Source organism: Micromonospora sp. DT229 (assembly GCF_049844505.1).
Taxonomy (GTDB): Bacteria; Actinomycetota; Actinomycetes; order Mycobacteriales; family Micromonosporaceae; genus Micromonospora.
This window is the reverse complement of record NZ_JBNCLD010000008.1, coordinates 110,367-128,985: the sequence shown is the minus strand read 5'-3', so window position 1 is coordinate 128,985 and position 18,619 is coordinate 110,367. Positions and strand designations below refer to the sequence as shown.

Here is an 18,619-nt window from a genome sequence, read left to right as displayed (position 1 = left end):
TCGACCGGAAAACGGGGTACGGACCGCGGTCCGTACCCCGTTTCCATGTCCGCTCGGGTGTGGCGGTTCAGCTGTAGGCCCGCCGCCGGTGCAGACCCAGCGCCAGGAAGGCACCACCACCGAGCAGCGCCACCCCGATCAGGACGAAGGTGGCCATGCCTCCCCCGTTGCCGCCGTCGCCGGTGCTCGCGGCTCCGGTCGGCTGTTCACCGTCCAGGGTCCGGGCCAGCGACACCCCCGGATTGATCATTCCGGTGCCGTACCTGCTGTCCGGGGTCTGCTCGCCCAGCCCATCGGCGGTGTCCCGGATCCGCTGCTCGACCTGGGTGGCGTTCAGCTCCGGATAGGCGGCCCGCACGAGCGCCGCCTGCCCGGCCACGAAGGCCACCGCGAAGCGGGTGCCGCTGTAGCTCAACGGGCCGGTCTTTCCGGGTCCGATACCGGTCACGTCCGCCCCGGGCGCCACCACCTCCACCGTCTCCGGCTGGTAGTCCTCGACCAGCTTGTTGTCGGCCCCGACCCCGCCGACCAGCAGCAGAGCGCCGGTGGCCTCGGGCTCGGCGGGCGCGGGCAGGGTGACCGGCTTGGTCGGGGCACCCGCCACCACGACCACGTCGTGGTTCAGGGCGGTGGTCAGGGAGGCGACGACCGCCGGGGCGGAGAGGTCCACATGCGAGCCGAGGGCGACCACGGAGGCGCCCGCGCTCACCGCCACCTCGATGGCGTTCGCCGCGTCCGTGGGCCGGGCGTTGCCCGACTTGCCGATCATCCGGATCGGCAGGACGGTGGCGTCGGGGGCGAGGCCGACCGGGGTCTGCTGGACGGCGGTGTTCGCCGCGATGATGCTCGCCATCGCGGTACCGGTGCCCAGGCAGTCGCTGTCGCCGCGGCCGTTGCCCACGGTGACGTCCGCACCGACCGTCACCCGTCCGCTGAGCTCTTCCAGACGACCGTCCACCCCCGAGTCGACGACGGCCACCATGACCCCGTTGCCTCGGCTGAGGTCCCACGCCCCGTCGATGGCCAACCGCAACTGGGCCCAGTCGGAACGGCTGCTGGATCCGGCGACCGGGGTGCAGCCGGCGGTGCCGGAGGTGCCGCTGGGCGATGGGCTCTGGCCGGGGCTGCCCGAAGGGCTGGGGCTGGTGCCGGAGGTCGGGCTGGTGGCGGGTCTGGGACTGCGGGAGGGCCCGGGTGAGGTCGTGGGCTTCCCGGGGCCGGCGGGGATCTGCCCGTACTTCACCCCTTCGCCGACCGCGTCCCACGGCAACACCAGATACCAGCCGCGGTTGAGCCGGGTCGGGTCGGTCAGGCTGGCCCCGTCGGGTTGCACCCGACCGGCGTTGAGGTTGTAGATCTCCGCAGACCGCTCACCGCTGCCGAGAAACCGGGTGGCGATCTCGGTGAGGTTCTCCGGTTGACCCTGGTACGTCGCCGTGACGACGTAGTACTTGACGTACGCCTGCGGGTCCAGGGGGGCTTTGCGGGCCGTCGCCGTACCGGCCATCGCCACGACCATGCAGCAGACAGCCGCCACTCCCGCGAGCAGGCGTCCTACGTTGAGGCGCTTCGCCAGCACTGATGTTCCTCCTTCGGGAGCCCGGCCGAAATCCCGGGCGACACCCTCTACAGCGGATCTGGACCGTATCCGTTCAATCGGGTCGAGAAAAACGTCAAACTCGGCTGAACCGGCGACCAGTGACCATCGTCATGATGACGCAAGGGCCACGAGACCAGATGATGTGGTGGTTCGCCGGCCGTCACCTGCACGCGCAAACCTGCGGACGTTGGTGAAAGCAGATGTACGCCACGACCATGACGATCGACGCGAACGACGACAAGCCGCTGACCGCCCACCGTTTCGACCCCCGCCGACACCGGCGGATCCCCGGACTGTTCGATCTCTGGTTGACCTCCGGCACGCGTGGTGGGCTGGTACTGCCGACCAGACCCGACCGGCCCCTGACCCCACGGGCCATCACCGAACTGGTGCGACGCTCCGGTGAGGCCGCCGACGACGTACGGATCCTGACCGACGACGGTGCCCGGCACGCCGAACTGTTCAGCGAGGTGGCCGGGCTGCTCGCCCATGACGTGCTGGTCAGTCCCGAGGGCGCGGAGATCCGCCAGCACGGGGGGTCCGGCGGGCCGCTGCACGCGGTGCCGGTCGACCGCGAGGCCCGCCGAGCCCGGGACTGGCTGGTGATCCAGCCGCCCGATCTGGCCACCCCCTTGCCCGGTTGGTTCACCGTCGAGCGTGGTCTGGTCCGTCCCCGTCAGGGGGTGGTGAGCCTGCCCCTGCGTGGGGGTCTAATCCTCGCCACCCGGGCCGATTTCGTCACCCGGCGGGCCACCGCGCACCGGCTGGGCACGGCCACGAAGGGACTGGTGACCGTCGCGGTCACCGCCCGGCCCGGCGGCTTCCTGATCGGCGACTACGGCGGCACCCAGCGGGTCTACCGTGGCGACCAGCTCGCCGCCCTGCTCGGCGACCTGCCGCTCTACGGCAGCGATCTGCGCCTCTGGCTGACCTGGCCGTCCGATCCGGAGGAGCAACGCAGTCTCGGCACCCACGCCCGGGAGTTGGCCGAGACCACCGGTGCCACGGTCTGGACCCCGCCGCCCGGCGGTAGCGCGGAACTCGTCGACGACCGGCAGGACCTGCGCGCACTCGACCACGCGGGCCGCCCGACCGAGTGGTACGCGTACCGGCCGCCGTTCGCCGCCGGTCCACCGGCGCTGCGGACCACCCCGACCGGCCTGCTGGTGCCGATGTCGGACTCCCTCACCCTGACCGCACCTGCGGCGGCCTCGCCCGAGGGCGAGCCGCAGGAGAGCACCCAGTCATCGGCGCCCCACGCCGATGTACCGCCCCCAGCCGAGCCGGCACCCGCCCTCACCGCCGACCAGCCAGCGGAGCAGGCTGAGTCGGTTACGGACCAGGTCGAGGTGTCTGCGGACCAGGCAGAGGGGCAAGCCGAGCCGGATACGGACCAGGCCGACGAACCGACCGAGCCGGTCACGGACCAGGCCGACAAGCCGACCGAGCCGGTTGCGGGAGTGGCCGAGGAACAGGCCGAGCCGGTTCGGGTCGGGGAGGTGGCGCCGGGGACGGACGCCGTTCCGACGACTCCGCTGCCCCGTCCCGCCCTGACCGGCGAGGACCGTCGTGCGCCGGGGTACGGCCTGGGGTGGCTGTCCCCGGGGCAGCAGGTCAACGCCGAGCCGTTCGAGGCGTTCGTGGCCTCGCCGGTGCAGGCCCGGGCGGTGGGCGAGGGCCTGCCCGGTGCCGAACTGTTCCTGCTGGCCTTCCTCGATCCCCGGTCGGTGCCGGAGGGTCGCCGACTGTTGCGGGTGCGGGTTGATCCGGGTGCGGCCATCCCGATGACCGCCCTGCACGCTCGGCTGCCCGCACGCCTGCAACACCTGCGGGGTCTACGTGAGGCGTACCTGCTGCCGGCGGCCCGGCTGAACCGGGTCTTCGCGGTGGACACCTTCGCGGTGGAGCACACCGGGGAACTGACCCCGGCCGGGGAGTGTGCCGGCGAGGCGGTGTCGATCCGCTGCGCCTGGCCCGCGCGGTTGATCGCCGGTCTGCCCCACGAGGTGCGACGCTGGCCGACCTTCGGCACCCGTCGGGCGTACGCTCTGCTGCCCGCCGAGCGCGTACGCCTGCCACGTCACTGGTTGCGGCTGCACCGTGACCAGCCGGCGGTACGGGCCGGACGGCTGCTGGTGGAACTGCGGGTGCCCAGAGATCGCGCGATCGACGTGACGGCCACGGCCGACCTGCTGGCCCCGCTGGACCGGGTCCGCAGTCGGGCCGAGGCCCTGCGCGCCGCACAGGTGGAGCTGATCCTGCCCAGCCGCTCCTACTCCCGGGTGCGGGTACGCCGGGTGTTCCGCGCCGAGTCCGATGCCTGGCAGCGGGTACCCCGCCTGGAGCAGGGGCCGCTGCCGACCATCCTGCCTCAGCTTGCGTCCCCACCGCCGAGCTGAGCCGACCACCGGCCGTACGGGACCGGACCGATCACCAGCGGAATGCAGCGCCCGGCGGACCCGTCGGCCAGTCCACGCATCCCCGCGGCGGCGTCCGCGGTGATGACGACGTACGGCGCGGGTCCCAGCTCGGGTGACTGCGGCCAGGCCGCCAGGCGGCGGCAGCCGTCGACCAGGTCGGTGTCGAGGGCGTCACCGACGACGGCCACGACCACCCCCGCCGCCAGCAACTGACGGGCGTACGCCGCCGCCAACCGGCGACACTCCTGCACGGCCCCGACCAGGGTGAACACGTCCGGGGCCCGACCCAGGTCGATTTGCAGCCGCCAGGGCCCGACCCGTCCCAGCACCAGCGGTACGGCGGCGGCCGGTGCCGGTTCCTGCTCGGCCAGCCAGGCGTAGGCGGGAGTTGCCGGTCCGGTCGTGACACCGACCAGCCGCACCAGGATCGGGCCGTGGTCGGTGCCGAGTTCGGTCCGGACGTACGGCACCTCGCCGTCGGCCGGCAACTCCGGCCGGGGTGGCCCACCCTCCTCCTGGCCACTCCCCGATCGTGCTGCCGCCGCGCCGGGCCCGGTCGCAGCTGAAACGGCGGACACCGCCGTAGGTGGGGCCGTTGGCAGCACTGGCCAAGGTGGAGGCGCAGGCGCCGCTGCGGGTGGGACCGCAGCGACCCCTGGCGGCGGCACCGACGGCGCCGGCTCCTGAGTGGAGGGCGGCGGGGTCTCGGGGGTACGAACGGTGGGCGGAGCCGGCAGCGGCATCCCGGCAACCAGTGGACCGGGTTCCGGCTGCGGCGCCCCGCTGTCCGGGGCCGACGGCGCCGGCGGGACGGCCAGGTCGGACGGGCCGGCGCTCGCGCTGGCACCGGCGCTGGCGGCGAGTTCGGCAGGGGTGGGGGTGTGGTGCCGCTGCGGGGGCCACGGCCCGTCATCGAGGGTCACCCCACGCATCCGGTACACCCGTCGGGGCAGCACCAGGAGCGCGACGACGGCCAGCCCCAGGGCCAGGGCGCCCGCCCCGACCCGCACCAGGTCGGGGGTGACCCTGTCCAGTCGGGACGGTGCGGCCTGCGCCGGGGGCCCGGTGTCGGCCGGAGCCGGTGGAGCCTCGGCGGGAGCCGACCGGCCGGGGGGCGACGGGGAGCCGCTCGGGGAGGGTGGTGCAGGGGTCGGCGAGGGCGAGGCCGCCGGCGGCGACGGGGTCGCCGGGCTGGGCGGGGCCGAGGGGGTCGGGGGGCGGATCGTCGGCAGGCGGCCGGTCCGCACCCCCGGCCCGTCCGCGTCCTTCGGCAGTACGAGAACCCAGCCGGGCGCGAGTTCGACCCCGTCGGTGAAGGTGGCACCGTCGGGCTGTTCCCGGCCCCGGTTCAGCTCGATGATTTCCCGGAACCGGTTGCCGTTGCCGAGGGTACGCAGCGCGATGTTGTACAGATAGTCACGCTGGCCGTTGACCGGCGGCCCCACGACGTAGTACTTGCCGGTCTCGTCGGGAGGCGCGGCGGTCACCGGGGTCCCCCCGGCGAGTGGGACGATCAGGACCGTCAGCAGCAGCGACAGGGTCCACCAGTGACTCGCCCGCCAGCGGCGCATCCGGTGCGACCCCGCGGATGTCTGCGCGGCCGACCTCGACGCCCTGCCCCGACCAGCTGACTGCATTGCTGTCCTTCCGTTTTCCTCGCGCGGTGCGGCACCGTTCCGGGTGCGGCGGAGGGTGGGTGCCCGTCAGGTCAGCGGCGCCGCACCGTGGGACTTCCTATCAGTCACCGGCATCGTCCTGCACGGGGCGCAGGAGGCCGGCCGACCCTTGGACCGATCGGGTTCAGCGGCCCACCGGCTGCCAGGTCTGGTTGGCCTGCCCAGGAGCGCACCGCCAGATCTGGAGGGCCGCGCCGTCGGCCGAGTTCCGGTCGCGGACGTCCACGCACTTGCCCGAGTGGGGGTTGCGCACCAGGCCGTCCTCGACCACCCAGACCTGCGCCGGGCCGCCGTTGCAGTGCGCCAGTTGCACCTTGGCGCCGTTGTCTCGGGACCCCCAGGCGACATCCATGCACTTGTCGAGCAGCATCAGCGATCCGTTGGGGCCCTTGGCGAAGGACTGCGCCGGGGTGCCGTTGCACCTCCAGAGCTGCAACTGCACTCCGTCGGCGGAGACACCTGCGGGCACGTCGATGCACTTGCCCTCGTACCCTCGCAGGGCGAAGCTGGCGGTGTCCGAGACGGCGGGCTGCTCGACCCGCTGCGGTACGGGGGTTCCGCCGTTGCGGAAGGTGACCACGAAGTCGGCGCATCCGGGGCAACCGAGGACGGTCTCGTTACCCGGTACCCGATCGTGGGTGGACCACAGGTAGGCCCGGGGGCCGAAAGGGCGCAGCGCCGCGGTGTAGGCACTCTCCGCGTCCCGTTCGGGGTTGACGCAGTTGATCCGGTCTCCCCGGCGGGGATCGATCACGGCATGTGCCTCCGGGCAGGCGGCCAGCAGCTGCCCACCGGAGCAGTCCCACCTGATGCAGGTTCCCGCCACCGGGACGGGCGGCCCACCGGGCGCCTCGATGGTGATCGTCAACGAAAGGGCGTCGACGTAGCTGACGTTGTACCAGGGGGCGATCGGTTCGTTCTGGTCGAAGTTGAACTCGGCCAGGCTCACCGGTTGCGCACCCCGCTCGCAGCGATCCGGATAGACCCCGCAGTCACCGACGAGACAGGAGAAGGTGCTGCCGGGTTCCCCGCTGCACCGTTGCCGAGCGAAGAACCGGCCGCGCCAATGACCGGGATCACCGTCGTCGGGAATGACGATGGTCCCGGACTCCCCGGGCCGCAGGACGGGCAGGTCGAGGATGGGTCGTGAACCGTCGCCACTCTCACCGGCACCTATCCACAACGTCTCGCCGGTGGCGTTGACGAAGGTCACCCGCTCCCGGATGACCGCCTCCGACCTGCTCGACAGGACCACGACCAGGCCGAGGGCGAGCACCAGGATGGTCAGCAAGGCCACCTTCCCACCCAGCCGGGCCTTGCGGCCCGCCAAGACACCCGTACTCACCGTCATGCTGCCCTCCGTTGGCTGAACCGACGGACCCACCAGGTCCTCCGAATGCGTGCGCCCGCATGACGGGGCGCGGCGTCCGCCGGTTCAATCGCATCTGTCCCCGGTGGACGAACCTCGACCGGAAGCTGTCCGCTGGTCTGCCGGTTCGGCAGCGCGGAGGCGGTGCCGTGGTCGCCTCGGACGGCGGCTTCACCGCCTGAGCAGGCAACCTAGGGCCACAGCGCTGATGATCGACAAGTGCGCAATCCGGAATAAGCGCACCAGACTCCCACCACCTAGCGTGTTCGCTAAATTACCCAGTCCTCTGGATGGAGTCCACATGACAGTGGCCAAGGAGCATGCCGCTCGGCGTGGGGTGATCAGTACGATCAACGAAGCCCAGCACCGCGCGGTTCTGGGTCTGTACATGGTGATCGTGCTGGCCCACTGGGCCGAGCACCTGGTTCAGGCGTACCAGATCTGGGTGTTGGGCTGGGCGCGGCCACAGGCCCGCGGGGTCCTGGGGATGCCCTTCCCGTGGCTGGTCAGCTCCGAGTGGATGCACTACGCGTACGCGATCGTCATGCTGATCGGTCTGTTCGCCCTGCGTCCCGGTTTCGTCGGCCGGGCCCGCACCTGGTGGACGATTGCACTGGCGATCCAGTTCTGGCACCACATCGAGCACCTGTTCCTGCTGTTGCAGGTGCAGGTCGGCTTCCTGCTGCCCGGCACGACCGTGGCGACCAGCTTCGCTCAGCTGCTGATCCCCCGAGTCGAACTGCACCTGTTCTACAACTCGGTCGTCTTCCTGCCGATGCTGGTGGCGATGTACCTGCACCTGCGCCCCAACGCCCAGGAGGCGCAGTTGCAGCGGTGCAACTGCACCATCGAAGGCCGCGAACGGCTGGCCGCCGCCAACTCCGGTAGCTGATCGGTCGTCATGTCTGCCGGGCGCCGAACGTTGGCCATCGTCACCGCCCTCGCCTCCGTGGGGGTCGCCCTCACCATCGCCGCGGTCGCCCGGCAGTCCGACGGCACCCCCGCCCGGGTCCTCACGGTGGACCCGGGCGACGGTGCCGCACTGAGTAGCGCACCGGAGGCGGTCACCCTACGGCTCTCGATCGGCGCCGACGCGGTGCTGTCCCATGTCACCGTGCGGGATCGCGCCGGCAACCCGGTCAACGACGGTCGGGTACGCACCGACGGGAAGACCGGGCTGCGCCAGCCGATCCAACTCACCGGTACGGGCGACTACAGCATCGCCTACCACATCACCTTCACCAACGGGCAGGACGCCACCGGCATCCTGCGGTTCAGTGTCGGCACCGGCGTACCCCCGCAGGGCCTCACGGAGGTCCCCGATCCGATCCTGGACGAAGCCGACCACGCCCACGGCATCGACCCGGTGGGCGCGACACTGCTGGTCCTCGACGGTCTGGTGCTGCTGGTCGTGCTGGCCCTGCTGTTGCGGCGCCCCGCCCGTCACCGAGGGCCGCCGACCGTCTCCGGTCAGGCCGACCGGTCACCTGACGAGCCCGCCCACCACTGACCGACTGCCCCGGGCAGGATGGCCGGCTGCCCGCCCCCTCGCCTGCCCGTCGCGCACATCGCGGCCCCGTGCACCTCCACGCGGCACGGACCGGAGTTGACCGCCGAGACGGCGACCGCCACGGCCACCCGGGTGACCCGGTCCACCCTGGCGTACAGGCCACTCACCGTCGCACGGTGCCGCCTACCAGCGGCAGCACGGCGTCACGGCTGCTGGTGGCCCCGTCCGGGGCGGGAGCCCCGTAGCGGACCTGGACCCCGCGTTCCCGCGCCGCCGCGACGATGCCGGGCACCGCCCGTTCGGCCAGCGCGGCGATGGTCATCGCCGGGTTCACGGTCAGGCCGGCCGGTACGGCGGAGCCGTCGGTGACGAAGATGCCGGGATGGTCGCGCAGTTCGTGCCGGTCGTCCAGGGCGGAGGTCTCCGGGTTGTCACCGATGCGGCAGGAGGCCAGCGGATGCACCGTGTACGCCCCGACCACGTCGTTGGTCCACGGCATCACCCGGGACAGCCCGTCGCGTTCCAGGATGTCGCGTACCTCCGCGTCGGACAGCGCCCAGCCCCGCAGGGTGTTCTCGGTGGGCTCGTAACGCAGCGATCCACGGGCCAGCATCTGCTGGGACAGCCGCACGGCGTTGCCGCTGGGCGGAAGAGCGCCGAACTCACCCTCGTTGTCGTCCTCACTCATCGTGAACACCGTCAACCAGGACTGCCAGGTGCGCAGCAGCTCCTTCTTCTCCGCGCCGAACCAGGTCGGTCCGACCGCGTCGGGCACCTGGGCCAGGATGGTGCCGAAGCCGGGTGGGAAGTACAACTGCTCCAGCGAGAACCGCTCGTACTCCGGCAGGGACCCGTCCAGCCGGTCCCAGTTGGCCACGCAGGGGCCCTTGCCGATCTGGTAGGCCTCGTAGGGCACCCCGTCGGGCCGGCTGAGGCCGAGCACCTCGCGGATGCGTTCCTCATCGAAGATGGCGGTGTTGAGTCGCTCACCGTTGCCGGAGAAGTACCGACCGACGGCGTGCGGCATGGCGCCGAGGGTCGGCTCGGAACGCTTGAGAATCACCGGGGTGGCACCGGCCCCGGCGGCGATCACCACGATCTTCGCGTCGATGGTGCCGCTGCCCACCTCGACCCGGTAGTCGACCTCGTCCAGGACGGTGTAGTGCACCCGATAGCCACCGTCGTCGGTACGGGAGAGGTGCTGCACCTCGTGCAACGGACGGATCTGGGCGCCGTGGGCCAGTGCGGCGGGCAGGTAGTTGAGCAGCAGCGAGCGCTTGGCGTCGAACCGGCAGCCGGCCATCATCCAGTTGCAGTTGGTGCACTTGGCCTGGTCCAACGCCACCGGCACCGGGTTGGCGGTCCGTCCGGCGTGGTCACAGGCCGCGCCGAACAGGCCACCGGAGAACGGCACGGTGTCCCAGCCGGTCTGGGTGACCGGCAGGGCCTCGGCCACCCGGTCGTACCAGGGTTCCAAGGTGTCCCGAGAGATCGTGGCCGGCCACATCCGGTGACCGAATCGGCCCTGCCGGTCGAAGACGAACCGGGGGGCGCGCGGCATCGCGGCGAAGTAGACGACACTGCCGCCGCCCACGCAGTTGCCGCTGAGCACGCTCATCCCGTCGCCGATGACGAAGTCGAAGACCCGCGTCGAGGAGGAGCCGAACTTGAAGTCGTGCTCGAACTCCTCGCCGGACAGCCACGGCCCGCGCTCCAGCACGACCACTCGCGCGCCGCCTGCGGCCAGGTGGTACGCGGTGATCGCGCCACCGAAGCCGCTACCGATCACCAGGACGTCGGTGCTCTCGGAACTCGTCATGCGGGGTTCCCGGAGGGCGTGGTGTCGGGGTGCGGCCGGGCCAGTTGGCGGCCGTAGCTGTAGGTGTCGAACCGCCACAGCCCGTCGGGGCCGGGCGGACGGAAGCCGATGATCTTCAGTCCCACGTGGCCGGCGACCAGCGCCTCCTCGGTGTGCGCGTGCGCGGCGGCGTCGAAGGCGATGACGCTGAACATGGCGAGACTGGTCCACGCCTCCCGCTCCGGATGGGTGGGGTCGGTCAGGCGCTGCACCAACCGGATCCGGTCAGGGAAGTCGAGCGAGACGAACGCCGGGACCGTGGAGTCCAGGTCGAGGCCGGTCTCGGCGGCGTACTCCTGGGCGTGCTCGTCGAGTCTGTCGGCCAGGGTGTCCAGCGCCGGAGCCATGCCGCCCTCCTCGGAGCGCAGGGTCAGCAGTGCGCCGGCGGCGACCGCGCCGCCGTCGGGCGAGACACCGGCCACGGCCCGATCCCCCGGCCATCGTTTCCGGCCCGGCAGAATTGTGTCGGCGTATGCCTCCAGCACCATTGTCCGGCGCTGGTTGTTTTCCATTGCCGGGGGCATGGGCATCACCTCTGAGGATCAATTCGAACTGACGGTGAACGCATGGCACGAATCGGCGACCGAGGGCAGTTCAATTCACCATCGAGGACGCTGTCGCCCTCCGTTACATTCATCCGGCCTGGCGCACACAATGGTCCACGGCGATCGACGGGAAATCATCTCGCGTCATGCTGTCCGCATCCATTCATGACGCCGAGGTCCAGGAATCGGTCGTACGCGCAAATGCGTCCGATGGTCCCGGCGGCCGGTGCCGGACACCCTCGGCTCATCGGGCGGTCGCCACCGCCACCACCAGGTCCTCCGGCCCGCCACGCAGTGCCGCGGCGCAGGTCGCCACCTGCCAACTGCCGGCGGTGAGCAGCACCCAGCCGTCCGGGGTGGCCCGGTCGTAGGTCAACGGGGTGAAGGCGGTGGCACCGACCTTGTGCAACGCTTCCAGCGCTGACCAGACCCGGGTGCCCGCCCGGTGCAGCGACTCCCCGGTCTGCGCGACGATCAGCTCGGCCGAAGCCAGGTGCGCGCCGAGCGACCGACGCCACTCGACGGGCTCGCGCCGGAGTACCGGTTCGAGGTCGCAGCCGACCGGGGTGCGGGCCGCCATCGCGAAGGTGTGCCCGGCGCCGTGCGCGGTCGAGATCCACCACCCGCCGCCCTCCTCAGGGCGACCGTCGCGGCGGCAGAGCGTGGTCGTACCGGCACCCAGCAGCCGGGACACAGCCAAAGCGGTGTGCTGCCGACGCCACTTCCAACGCAGGCCCGGCTCCAGCACGGCGGCCACGTCGCACCCGGTCAGCTCGGCCAGCCTGCGGCTCAGGTACGGCCCGAGCAGCTGCGCCGGCCACGGACCGGGTACCCGGTGCACCGGCAGCGGTCGCAGCCGAAGCCCGGTCCACCGTTCCACGATCCGGCCGCCGGCCAGGATCTCCAGGTCGTAGCGGTGCACCTGGTCGTGCCGGCCGCGGTGGGCCGCGTGCAGGGTCACCTGCTCGTAGGGGCCGACCCCGGCCAGCCAGATCCGGTCGACCCCCGACGGTTGCAGCATCATGTCGGGTGCCCACGGATGCAGGGCACGGAGGAAGGCGGCCCGCACCCCGGGGTCACCGAGCACCAACGGACCTGCCACGGCGGCGAGGGACTCCGTCGCACCCGTACCGGTCAGTTCCAGCACGCAGCCCGAGGCGGTGATCTCGCGGTAGCGCAGCCGACCCTCCGTGCGCCCGGGTTCGACGAAGAAGGTGCGGGGCGGCTGGTCCGTCACCCCGACCCGGAGGGCCGCCACCGGCAGGTCGGGCAGGGCGGCTGCCGGACCTGGGTCGGCGAAGGAGCGGGCAGCCGATCGGCCGGGGTGACGCAGTCGGGCGTGTCCGTAGGTCACCTGGCGGCCCCGCTGCTCACCGCGCAACACGACCACGGTGGTGTCGGTCGCCGGCTCGGCCGAGACGATCAGTCGCAACCGCACCCCGCCCTCGCCGACCACCAGCGGGGTGCCGAACTCGACCGCCTCGAACACCGGCGGACCCCGATGCCCGGTGAGGGCCACCCAGCCCTGCGCGAGGGCCTCCAGCACGTACGCAGCCGGCAGCAGCGGAGCGCCCGGGTCGGTCGGCTCATCGAGGACGGGCACCTCCTCGGGGCTGAGGGTGGTCGTGGTGACCAGCAGCCGACCGGGCTCGTGGATCAGCACCGCGCGGGTGAGGCGGGCGGCGAACGCCAGGCCCCGGGGCGTCGGGCCGGGTGTCGTAGCCATGCCCGGTACCGCGTCCACTCTCGTCCGCGGCCTCAGGCGAAGTACGCCTGAATCCGCCGTCGCCACACCTCGTAGGCCGGCTCGGTGCCGTCCGGCGGAAGGTCCTCGCGGGCCCGATCGGTGACCGCCGCCGCCTGCTCCGGACTGCACCCGCAGAAGATCTCGGTGGCCAGGGGCGTGTGCTCGGTGACCAGTCCGGCGCGCAGTCGCGCCTGCGCACCGAAGGTGGAACCCTGGGCCAACTGCGGACGGTACCGGCCGGCATGGACGGCCAGTTTCTTCAGGTCGTCGGGATCGGCACCACCGGCGTAGGTGGCGGCCAGCCCCATGCCGCTCCACAGGTCGGCGTGACGTGCGGAGTCGAAGCGGCCGATGATTTTCGCGGCGACATCGGGATCGGCTCCGGCGACGAACCAACTGGCCCGGCCGATGCCCTGGTCGAGGGCGCGCCGTGGATAGTCACCGGGCACCTCGGGCGGCCAGGGCACCGGGGAGACCGTCTGTCGACGGACGAACCGGTCGGTTTCGAAGTAGGCCCGGTAGAAGCCCAGGCCGTCGAGGACCAGCCAGCGCAGCAACGGGTCCGGCGCCGCCACGGCCCGCCAGCGCCAACGGGGAAGCTTGGCGTACGCCCAGCCGATCCCGACGTAGGCCATGTAGATGTGGGGCGAGCCGGCGCCGGTCAGGAACCGGGCGGTACGCCTGCCGCCGGTGACCCCGTCCAGGACGGCGTATCCCATGGCGGCCCCTTCGTAGGCGAAGCCACGGAACTGCCGATCGATCAGGTCGAGGCGGCCGATGTCCGTCTCGTCTCGGGCCTCGACGGCAGCCCGGAAGCCGGTGAGGAAGCTGGCGCCCACGGCCTCCAGCCGCTGCCGGGCGGGCTCGTCCTTGACGTGGAATCCGCGCCGATCCATCGTCGTCTCGGCGATGTCCGGCGTCATCAGCTGTGCGCGAAGGTTACGCCACAGACCTGCCATGAGCTTCTCCCCAGGGAAGACGGACGCCGGTCGCGTCAGGGTCCTCGTGCGGTGTCTTGGACGAACCGAGGCTATGGGTACCGGTCGACGACCACCTACTCCCTGGTTGCTCTGCGTCATGCCATGATCACGGCCGTACTCGTGGACTGGCTGCGCAACGCCGCCCACGAGTCGTCATCGGCACCACCAGCCGCCCCCTGACGGCACAAAGAAAGAAGATGGACGGTTGCCGACTGGGGCACACTCGGGAAGTCCATTCCACTTGATCAAACCCAGGGCCACATCGCCGTCGGCAAGGAAATTCCGCTGGCACCCACCGCGCCCAAACAGATCACCACACCTACTCACCGACAGTGACATCCGCCAATATGCGAGGGAACGATGCTGCCGAGAAGCCCGTGGAACGGGTTGCCGACCGACCATTTCAGGAAGAGGTATCGACGTGTCACAGACACCAGACGTGATCAACGATCTCTCTGCGGAGAGTGAGGCGCTCGACGCCATCGTGGCCAAGCTGAGCGACGACCGGTGGGACATCAGCACCCCGGCCGCGGGCTGGACGATCCGACACCAGATCGCCCACCTGGCCGCCACCTTCCGGCTGGCCGGGCTGGCCGCCGCGCAGCCGGCCGCCTTCCAGCAGATGGCCTCCCAGCTCAGCGGCGACTTCGACGCCAATGTGGCGGCCGCCATGGCCGACTTCGTCGTCGAACCACCCGCGGTCCTGCTGTCGCGCTGGCGGGCCGAGCGGGCCAGCGCGGAGAAGGCCCTCGCCGCGGTACCGGCCGGACAGCCGGTGCCCTGGCTGGTGCGGCCACTGCCGGCACCGGTGCTGGCCGCGGCCGGCATGATGGAGGTCTTCGCGCACGGCCGCGACGTCGCGGACGCTCTCGGCATCCGACGGACACCCACGGACCGACTCGGCCACCTGGTCGGTTTCGCCGTTCGGACCTGGGACTTCGGGTATCTGGCCCGGGGTCTGACACCGCCCGAGGTGGAGTTCCGCTTCGAGATCACCGCCCCGTCGGGCTCACTGTGGGCGTTCGGCCCGGCGGAGGCCGAACAGCGGATCAGCGGCCCCGCCGAGGACTTCTGCCTACTCGTCACGCGCCGCCGCCACCGGCAGGACCTGGCAGTACGGGCCGTCGGCAGCGATGCCGAGCACTGGCTGGACATCGCTCAGGCGTATCGAGGGCCGGCCGGGCCGGGCCGCAGCCCGGGGCAGTTCTCCAGCGACCAAGGCTAGCCCCACCGGGTCAGCGAGTACCACATGAGCGGACGTCGGATATCCGTCTGACACCGTCGAGCCCATCCGCCGGAATGGCGGATCGCCCCATTTGCCAACTTTCTGTCGGGTGAGATCCGACGAATCGGCTGGATCAATCCCGGGTGCCGATCCCAAATGTTGCTGTCGCCGCATTAGAGCCAAGCGTCCGTTTTCGGACCCCGCCAGGGTCAGCATGGATCCAACATTGACTTACATGATTCGTAGTTGATTAACTACGCCCCGTCAGATAGCATAACCCTGAGTCACCAAACAGCTCGGCAACACCAATGGCCGATACTTTCACCCGCAATTAAAATCCGGATTAACAAAACCCTTCCTGCGAGACGGCGTATCGCCACACGCCTACCCTCTGCCGTATCAGTCCTCAGCCCCACAAAAACGTCGCCACAAGCGCAGCCATCGGATTGGGGGATGCGATGGAAGACAGTATCCAGCGTGCCGTCGGCCGGGTAATCGAAGCCATCCGGGAGGACCTAGCAGAACAACACACCGTGGACGGCATGGCTCGCACAGCCATGTTCAGCAAGTTCCACTTCACCCGGATCTTCCAGCGCGTCACCGGCATCTCGCCAGGCCGCTTCCTCATGGTCATGCGGCTGCACCGGGCTAAACAGTTACTGCTGTCGACATCCATGAGCGTCACCGAGATAACCCACGAGGTCGGCTACGCCAGTGTGGGCACCTTCAGCTCCCGGTTCAGCAGCAGTGTCGGGGTCTCCCCCAGCACCTACCGCAGGCTGCGCGGGGTGACACCGCAGGTGCCCGTCGACCACCGGTCCGTAGCCCAGCCACCGGTCCCGGCGATCCAGGGCGTGGTCCACCCACCCTCCTCGGAGCAGACCAAGGACCGGCTGACCTTCGTCGGGCTCTTCCGCGATCCCGTGCCGCTCGGGCGTCCCGTGCGGTGCACCGTGCTCGAACGGCCCGGCCCCTACCGACTGGACAGCCCACCTCCCGGGCAGTGGTATGTGCTGGCCTGTTCGCGGGTACGTGGCCGCCGGGACTACTGGGAGGCCGACTGGACGGACGGGGACGCCCTGATCGGCGTACACGGGCCACTGACCATCAGCCGCCAGGACAGCGCCATCGAGGCCGACCTGCAGCTGCGCCGGATGACCTCCCTCGACCCACCGATCCTGCTGGCCTTCCCCCTGTCCTGAGCCTCCGCCGTAGGACCGACCGCGGGTAGACACCCGCGGTCCGCCTGACTGGCGGCGGCCGTCCACGACCCCACCCCCACCCGGCCCGCCGGATCCGCCCGGTGGGCCGGTCAGTGCTGCCCTCCGCAGATCCCGATCGGCACCCCACCCCACATGCCACGATCGGAGAAGCCGCGCCTGTCGCAGGTATCCGCACCACCGAGGGCTCGGCACCCGATCGCCCCCTTGAACTGCATTCGGCGCGCGCCCCGCTCCTGCCCGTCGGCGGGAAAGCCGCCCGGCAGGTGTGGCGCCACCCGGGAGAGCCGGAGAGCACAGGGTCGTGCTATATGGCGCCACTGCTGCTATCTTCATTTGCCCACGTAAGTTTCAAAACCGGACCGACATGGCTGTGGGCAGTCCGCACGCGCGGCGTCCGGGCCACCCAGACACGACCGGGTTACCCGGGTCCGCGACACGGGGAACCAAGGGGCTGGATGGTGGACAACTTCAGCGCAGCGTCGGCGTCGGCAACCCCTCTCGACGGACGGCAATGGCTGGCCCTCGGCACCCTCGGCGCGTCCTTCCTGATGGCGGCGTTGGACAGCACCGTCATCTATCCCGCCATCCCGAGCATCGCGCGGGCACTGCAACTGTCCACAGCGAACACGCACTGGCTGATGTCCGCCTTCCTGATCACCTTCGGCGGGGTACTGCTGCTCAGCAGCCGACTGGCCGAACTCTTCGGTCGGCGTCGGCTGTTCACCATCGGGCTGGCGATGGTGACCGTCGCCTCCCTGCTGTCGGCGACGGCCTGGACCGGGGAAGTGCTCGTCAGCGCACGCATCGTGCAGGGAGTCGGTGCCGCCCTGGTCGCCACGACCGCCCTGCCGCTGCTCGCCATCGCCCTCGGCTCCGGTCCGGCCCGGTCCCGCGCGCTCGGCTTCTGGACCCTCATCGGTGCCTTCGGCGGCACCGCAGGGCTGCTGCTCGGCGGACTGCTCACCGACAACCTCGGGTGGCGATGGGTGTTCCTGCTCAACGTGCCCATCGGGATCCTCGCCGTGCTGCTGGTCCCGATCCTGCCGGAGGACCGGTGCGGCCGCTCCGGACATCCACTGGAGGTGGCCGGCGCCACCTGCCTGATCAGCGCCCTGACCCTGATCGGCTGGACGATCATCGCCGCGCTCGGACCTGCCGGCCCCACCGGCGGCGTTCTCCTGCGACTGACCGGGGCGTCGGTGCTGCTGCTGCTCGGCCTGGCCCTCGAGGCACGCACCGGGCGCCGCCTGATCCGACCCGGACTGCTGCTGTCCGGCAACCGGGTGGGCAGCCTGGGGGTGCTGTTCATCGCCGGCACGGTGATCGAAGGGGTCCTGCTGCTGATCACCTTGTACGGGCAGGAGGCGTTGGGACTCTCGGCCACCATGTTCGGTGCCCTGATGACCGCCCTGACCCTGTCCTCGGTCATCGGCTCGTACCTCGGCCAGGCGGTGGTGTTGCGGCACGGTTTGCGGCTGGTAGCCCTGGCGGGCCTGTCCCTGGCCGGAACCGGCCTGCTGGCCCTGGCCATGGTCGACAGCCCGCTGTCCACGGTCGACCTGCTCAGCGTGCTGCCTCTGGTCGGCTTCGGTGCCGGCGCGGCCTTCGTCGCCGCACAGATCGGGGTGACTCTGGATGCCACCGAGGCCGACTCCGCCGCGACCTCGGGCCTGTCCGACGCCTCGTTCAGCATGGGCGGGGCGCTCGGCCTGGCCGCCGTGTCGGCCGTACTCGTCGCCCAACAGTCCGTCTCGCAGCTGCCGGGACCGGTGGACGCCGGCCTGCCCACGGCCTTCGCGGTGACCGCCGGACTCACCGTGGCCGGCCTGGTGGCCGCGCTGCTGCTGGGGCAGCGTAGTGCGCCCGTGGCCGGCCAGGGAGGGTAGCGGTGGATCACGCGCCTCTACGATGACCCAATGGCTCCTCGCGGGTACGGACAGGACTGCTCGATCGCACGGGCTCTGGAGGTGGTCGGCGAGCGCTGGACCCTGCTCATCGTGCGCAACGCGATGGTGGGTGACTGCCGCTTCGAGTCCCTGCTCGACAGCCTCGGCATAGCCCGCAACGTCCTCGCCCAACGACTCAGCACCCTGGTCGAGGCCGGCATCCTGGAACGGATCCCCTACCGGGACCGGCCGGTACGGCACGAGTACCGCCTCACCGGACGGGGGCGTGAGCTGGCCCCCGTGCTGGCCGCGTTGCTGCAGTGGGGTGAGCGGAACTGCCCCGGCGCTCAGGCCTCGCCCGACCGGACCCTGGTGCACACCCGCTGCGACCAACCGGTGGAACTGGTCCTGCTCTGCCAGTCCTGCGACGAGTCGGTCCCGACCAGCGAGTTGGTGTCCCACCCTGGCGAGCCGGCCGCCACGGCCACCGGCGACCCGCAGGCCGACAATCGACCGCTGAAGGCTCTGACGGTCACCGGTCCCGATACTCACTGACCCCGAGGGCCACCCACACCTCCGG

General features: G+C 71.0%; 14 protein-coding genes. 7 read left to right on the top strand and 7 right to left on the bottom strand.

Features of this window, described 5'->3' with window-relative positions; all coding sequences use genetic code 11:
• Nucleotides 1-67: 67 nt before the first annotated feature.
• Nucleotides 68-1,579: a S8 family serine peptidase gene (locus ACLQ2T_RS15095; RefSeq protein ID WP_425766752.1), complete on the bottom strand. Its 1,512-nt coding sequence runs from the start codon at nt 1,577-1,579 to the stop codon at nt 68-70.
• A 236-nt stretch (nt 1,580-1,815) separates the two neighbouring features.
• Here ACLQ2T_RS15095 and ACLQ2T_RS15090 point away from each other — a divergent pair, with 236 nt between their 5' ends.
• Nucleotides 1,816-3,999, top strand: a complete 2,184-nt coding sequence (locus tag ACLQ2T_RS15090; RefSeq protein ID WP_425766751.1) for a hypothetical protein — start codon at nt 1,816-1,818, stop codon at nt 3,997-3,999.
• Here the strand turns inward: ACLQ2T_RS15090 and ACLQ2T_RS15085 are convergent.
• A complete protein-coding gene (locus tag ACLQ2T_RS15085) occupies nt 3,972-5,591 on the bottom strand; it encodes a hypothetical protein (protein ID WP_425766750.1) in 1,620 nt (539 codons plus the stop codon). The two genes, ACLQ2T_RS15090 and ACLQ2T_RS15085, sit on opposite strands and share 28 nt — an antisense overlap.
• Before the next feature lie 229 nt (nt 5,592-5,820).
• Nucleotides 5,821-7,047 (bottom strand): ricin-type beta-trefoil lectin domain protein, encoded by a 1,227-nt coding sequence (locus ACLQ2T_RS15080; RefSeq protein ID WP_425766749.1) that lies wholly within the window; start codon nt 7,045-7,047, stop codon nt 5,821-5,823.
• A gap of 319 nt (nt 7,048-7,366) precedes the next feature.
• Here ACLQ2T_RS15080 and ACLQ2T_RS15075 point away from each other — a divergent pair, with 319 nt between their 5' ends.
• Both ACLQ2T_RS15075 and ACLQ2T_RS15070 read left to right on the top strand, forming a co-directional pair.
• Nucleotides 7,367-7,957 carry a hypothetical protein gene (locus ACLQ2T_RS15075; protein WP_425766748.1) on the top strand — a complete coding sequence of 197 codons (591 nt, stop codon included), beginning with the start codon at nt 7,367-7,369 and terminating at the stop codon, nt 7,955-7,957.
• A 9-nt stretch (nt 7,958-7,966) separates the two neighbouring features.
• Nucleotides 7,967-8,575 carry a copper resistance CopC family protein gene (locus ACLQ2T_RS15070; RefSeq protein ID WP_425766747.1) on the top strand — a complete coding sequence of 203 codons (609 nt, stop codon included), beginning with the start codon at nt 7,967-7,969 and terminating at the stop codon, nt 8,573-8,575.
• A 163-nt stretch (nt 8,576-8,738) separates the two neighbouring features.
• Here ACLQ2T_RS15070 and ACLQ2T_RS15065 read toward each other — a convergent pair whose 3' ends face one another.
• The 4 genes from ACLQ2T_RS15065 to ACLQ2T_RS15050 all read right to left on the bottom strand — a co-directional run bounded on the left by ACLQ2T_RS15065 (nt 8,739) and on the right by ACLQ2T_RS15050 (nt 13,684).
• Complete coding sequence (locus ACLQ2T_RS15065; protein ID WP_425766746.1) at nt 8,739-10,394, bottom strand: FAD-dependent oxidoreductase; 1,656 nt, start codon at nt 10,392-10,394, stop codon at nt 8,739-8,741.
• The gene (locus ACLQ2T_RS15060) at nt 10,391-10,921 is read right to left on the bottom strand and encodes a DUF5987 family protein (RefSeq protein WP_425766975.1); all 531 of its coding nucleotides are present in this window, start codon (nt 10,919-10,921) and stop codon (nt 10,391-10,393) included. Before ACLQ2T_RS15060 ends, ACLQ2T_RS15065 begins: the two co-directional genes overlap by 4 nt.
• Before the next feature lie 301 nt (nt 10,922-11,222).
• On the bottom strand, nt 11,223-12,704 hold the full coding sequence (locus ACLQ2T_RS15055; RefSeq protein WP_425766745.1) for a polyketide synthase dehydratase domain-containing protein: 1,482 nt from the start codon (nt 12,702-12,704) through the stop codon (nt 11,223-11,225).
• A gap of 32 nt (nt 12,705-12,736) precedes the next feature.
• Nucleotides 12,737-13,684, bottom strand: a complete 948-nt coding sequence (locus tag ACLQ2T_RS15050; RefSeq protein ID WP_425766743.1) for a DUF1702 family protein — start codon at nt 13,682-13,684, stop codon at nt 12,737-12,739.
• Nucleotides 13,685-14,126: 442 nt separating this feature from the next.
• On the opposite strand from ACLQ2T_RS15050, the gene ACLQ2T_RS15045 reads away from it, so the two are divergent.
• The 4 genes from ACLQ2T_RS15045 (at nt 14,127) to ACLQ2T_RS15030 (ending at nt 18,594) form a co-directional block, all read left to right on the top strand.
• Nucleotides 14,127-14,930 carry a TIGR03084 family metal-binding protein gene (locus ACLQ2T_RS15045; protein WP_425766742.1) on the top strand — a complete coding sequence of 268 codons (804 nt, stop codon included), beginning with the start codon at nt 14,127-14,129 and terminating at the stop codon, nt 14,928-14,930.
• A 458-nt stretch (nt 14,931-15,388) separates the two neighbouring features.
• A complete protein-coding gene (locus ACLQ2T_RS15040; RefSeq protein WP_425766741.1) occupies nt 15,389-16,132 on the top strand; it encodes a helix-turn-helix domain-containing protein in 744 nt (247 codons plus the stop codon).
• A 476-nt stretch (nt 16,133-16,608) separates the two neighbouring features.
• Complete coding sequence (locus tag ACLQ2T_RS15035) at nt 16,609-18,039, top strand: MFS transporter (protein ID WP_425766740.1); 1,431 nt, start codon at nt 16,609-16,611, stop codon at nt 18,037-18,039.
• A 30-nt stretch (nt 18,040-18,069) separates the two neighbouring features.
• A complete protein-coding gene (locus ACLQ2T_RS15030) occupies nt 18,070-18,594 on the top strand; it encodes a winged helix-turn-helix transcriptional regulator (protein ID WP_425766739.1) in 525 nt (174 codons plus the stop codon).
• The last annotated feature ends 25 nt before the right edge of the window (nt 18,595-18,619 follow it).

Excerpts from the sequence above, each read along its gene's own strand:
- ACLQ2T_RS15080 (WP_425766749.1), bottom strand. The coding sequence starts at position 7,047 with ATGACGGTGAGTACGGGTGTCTTGGCGGGCCGCAAGGCCCGGCTGGGT.
- ACLQ2T_RS15070 (WP_425766747.1), top strand. The coding sequence starts at position 7,967 with ATGTCTGCCGGGCGCCGAACGTTGGCCATCGTCACCGCCCTCGCCTCC.
- ACLQ2T_RS15030 (WP_425766739.1), top strand. The coding sequence starts at position 18,070 with ATGGCTCCTCGCGGGTACGGACAGGACTGCTCGATCGCACGGGCTCTG.
- ACLQ2T_RS15050 (WP_425766743.1), bottom strand. The coding sequence starts at position 13,684 with ATGGCAGGTCTGTGGCGTAACCTTCGCGCACAGCTGATGACGCCGGAC.
- ACLQ2T_RS15060 (WP_425766975.1), bottom strand. The coding sequence starts at position 10,921 with ATGGTGCTGGAGGCATACGCCGACACAATTCTGCCGGGCCGGAAACGA.
- ACLQ2T_RS15075 (WP_425766748.1), top strand. The coding sequence starts at position 7,367 with ATGACAGTGGCCAAGGAGCATGCCGCTCGGCGTGGGGTGATCAGTACG.
- ACLQ2T_RS15065 (WP_425766746.1), bottom strand. The coding sequence starts at position 10,394 with ATGACGAGTTCCGAGAGCACCGACGTCCTGGTGATCGGTAGCGGCTTC.
- ACLQ2T_RS15040 (WP_425766741.1), top strand. The coding sequence starts at position 15,389 with ATGGAAGACAGTATCCAGCGTGCCGTCGGCCGGGTAATCGAAGCCATC.
- ACLQ2T_RS15085 (WP_425766750.1), bottom strand. The coding sequence starts at position 5,591 with ATGCGCCGCTGGCGGGCGAGTCACTGGTGGACCCTGTCGCTGCTGCTG.
- ACLQ2T_RS15055 (WP_425766745.1), bottom strand. The coding sequence starts at position 12,704 with ATGGCTACGACACCCGGCCCGACGCCCCGGGGCCTGGCGTTCGCCGCC.
- ACLQ2T_RS15035 (WP_425766740.1), top strand. The coding sequence starts at position 16,609 with ATGGTGGACAACTTCAGCGCAGCGTCGGCGTCGGCAACCCCTCTCGAC.
- ACLQ2T_RS15090 (WP_425766751.1), top strand. The coding sequence starts at position 1,816 with ATGACGATCGACGCGAACGACGACAAGCCGCTGACCGCCCACCGTTTC.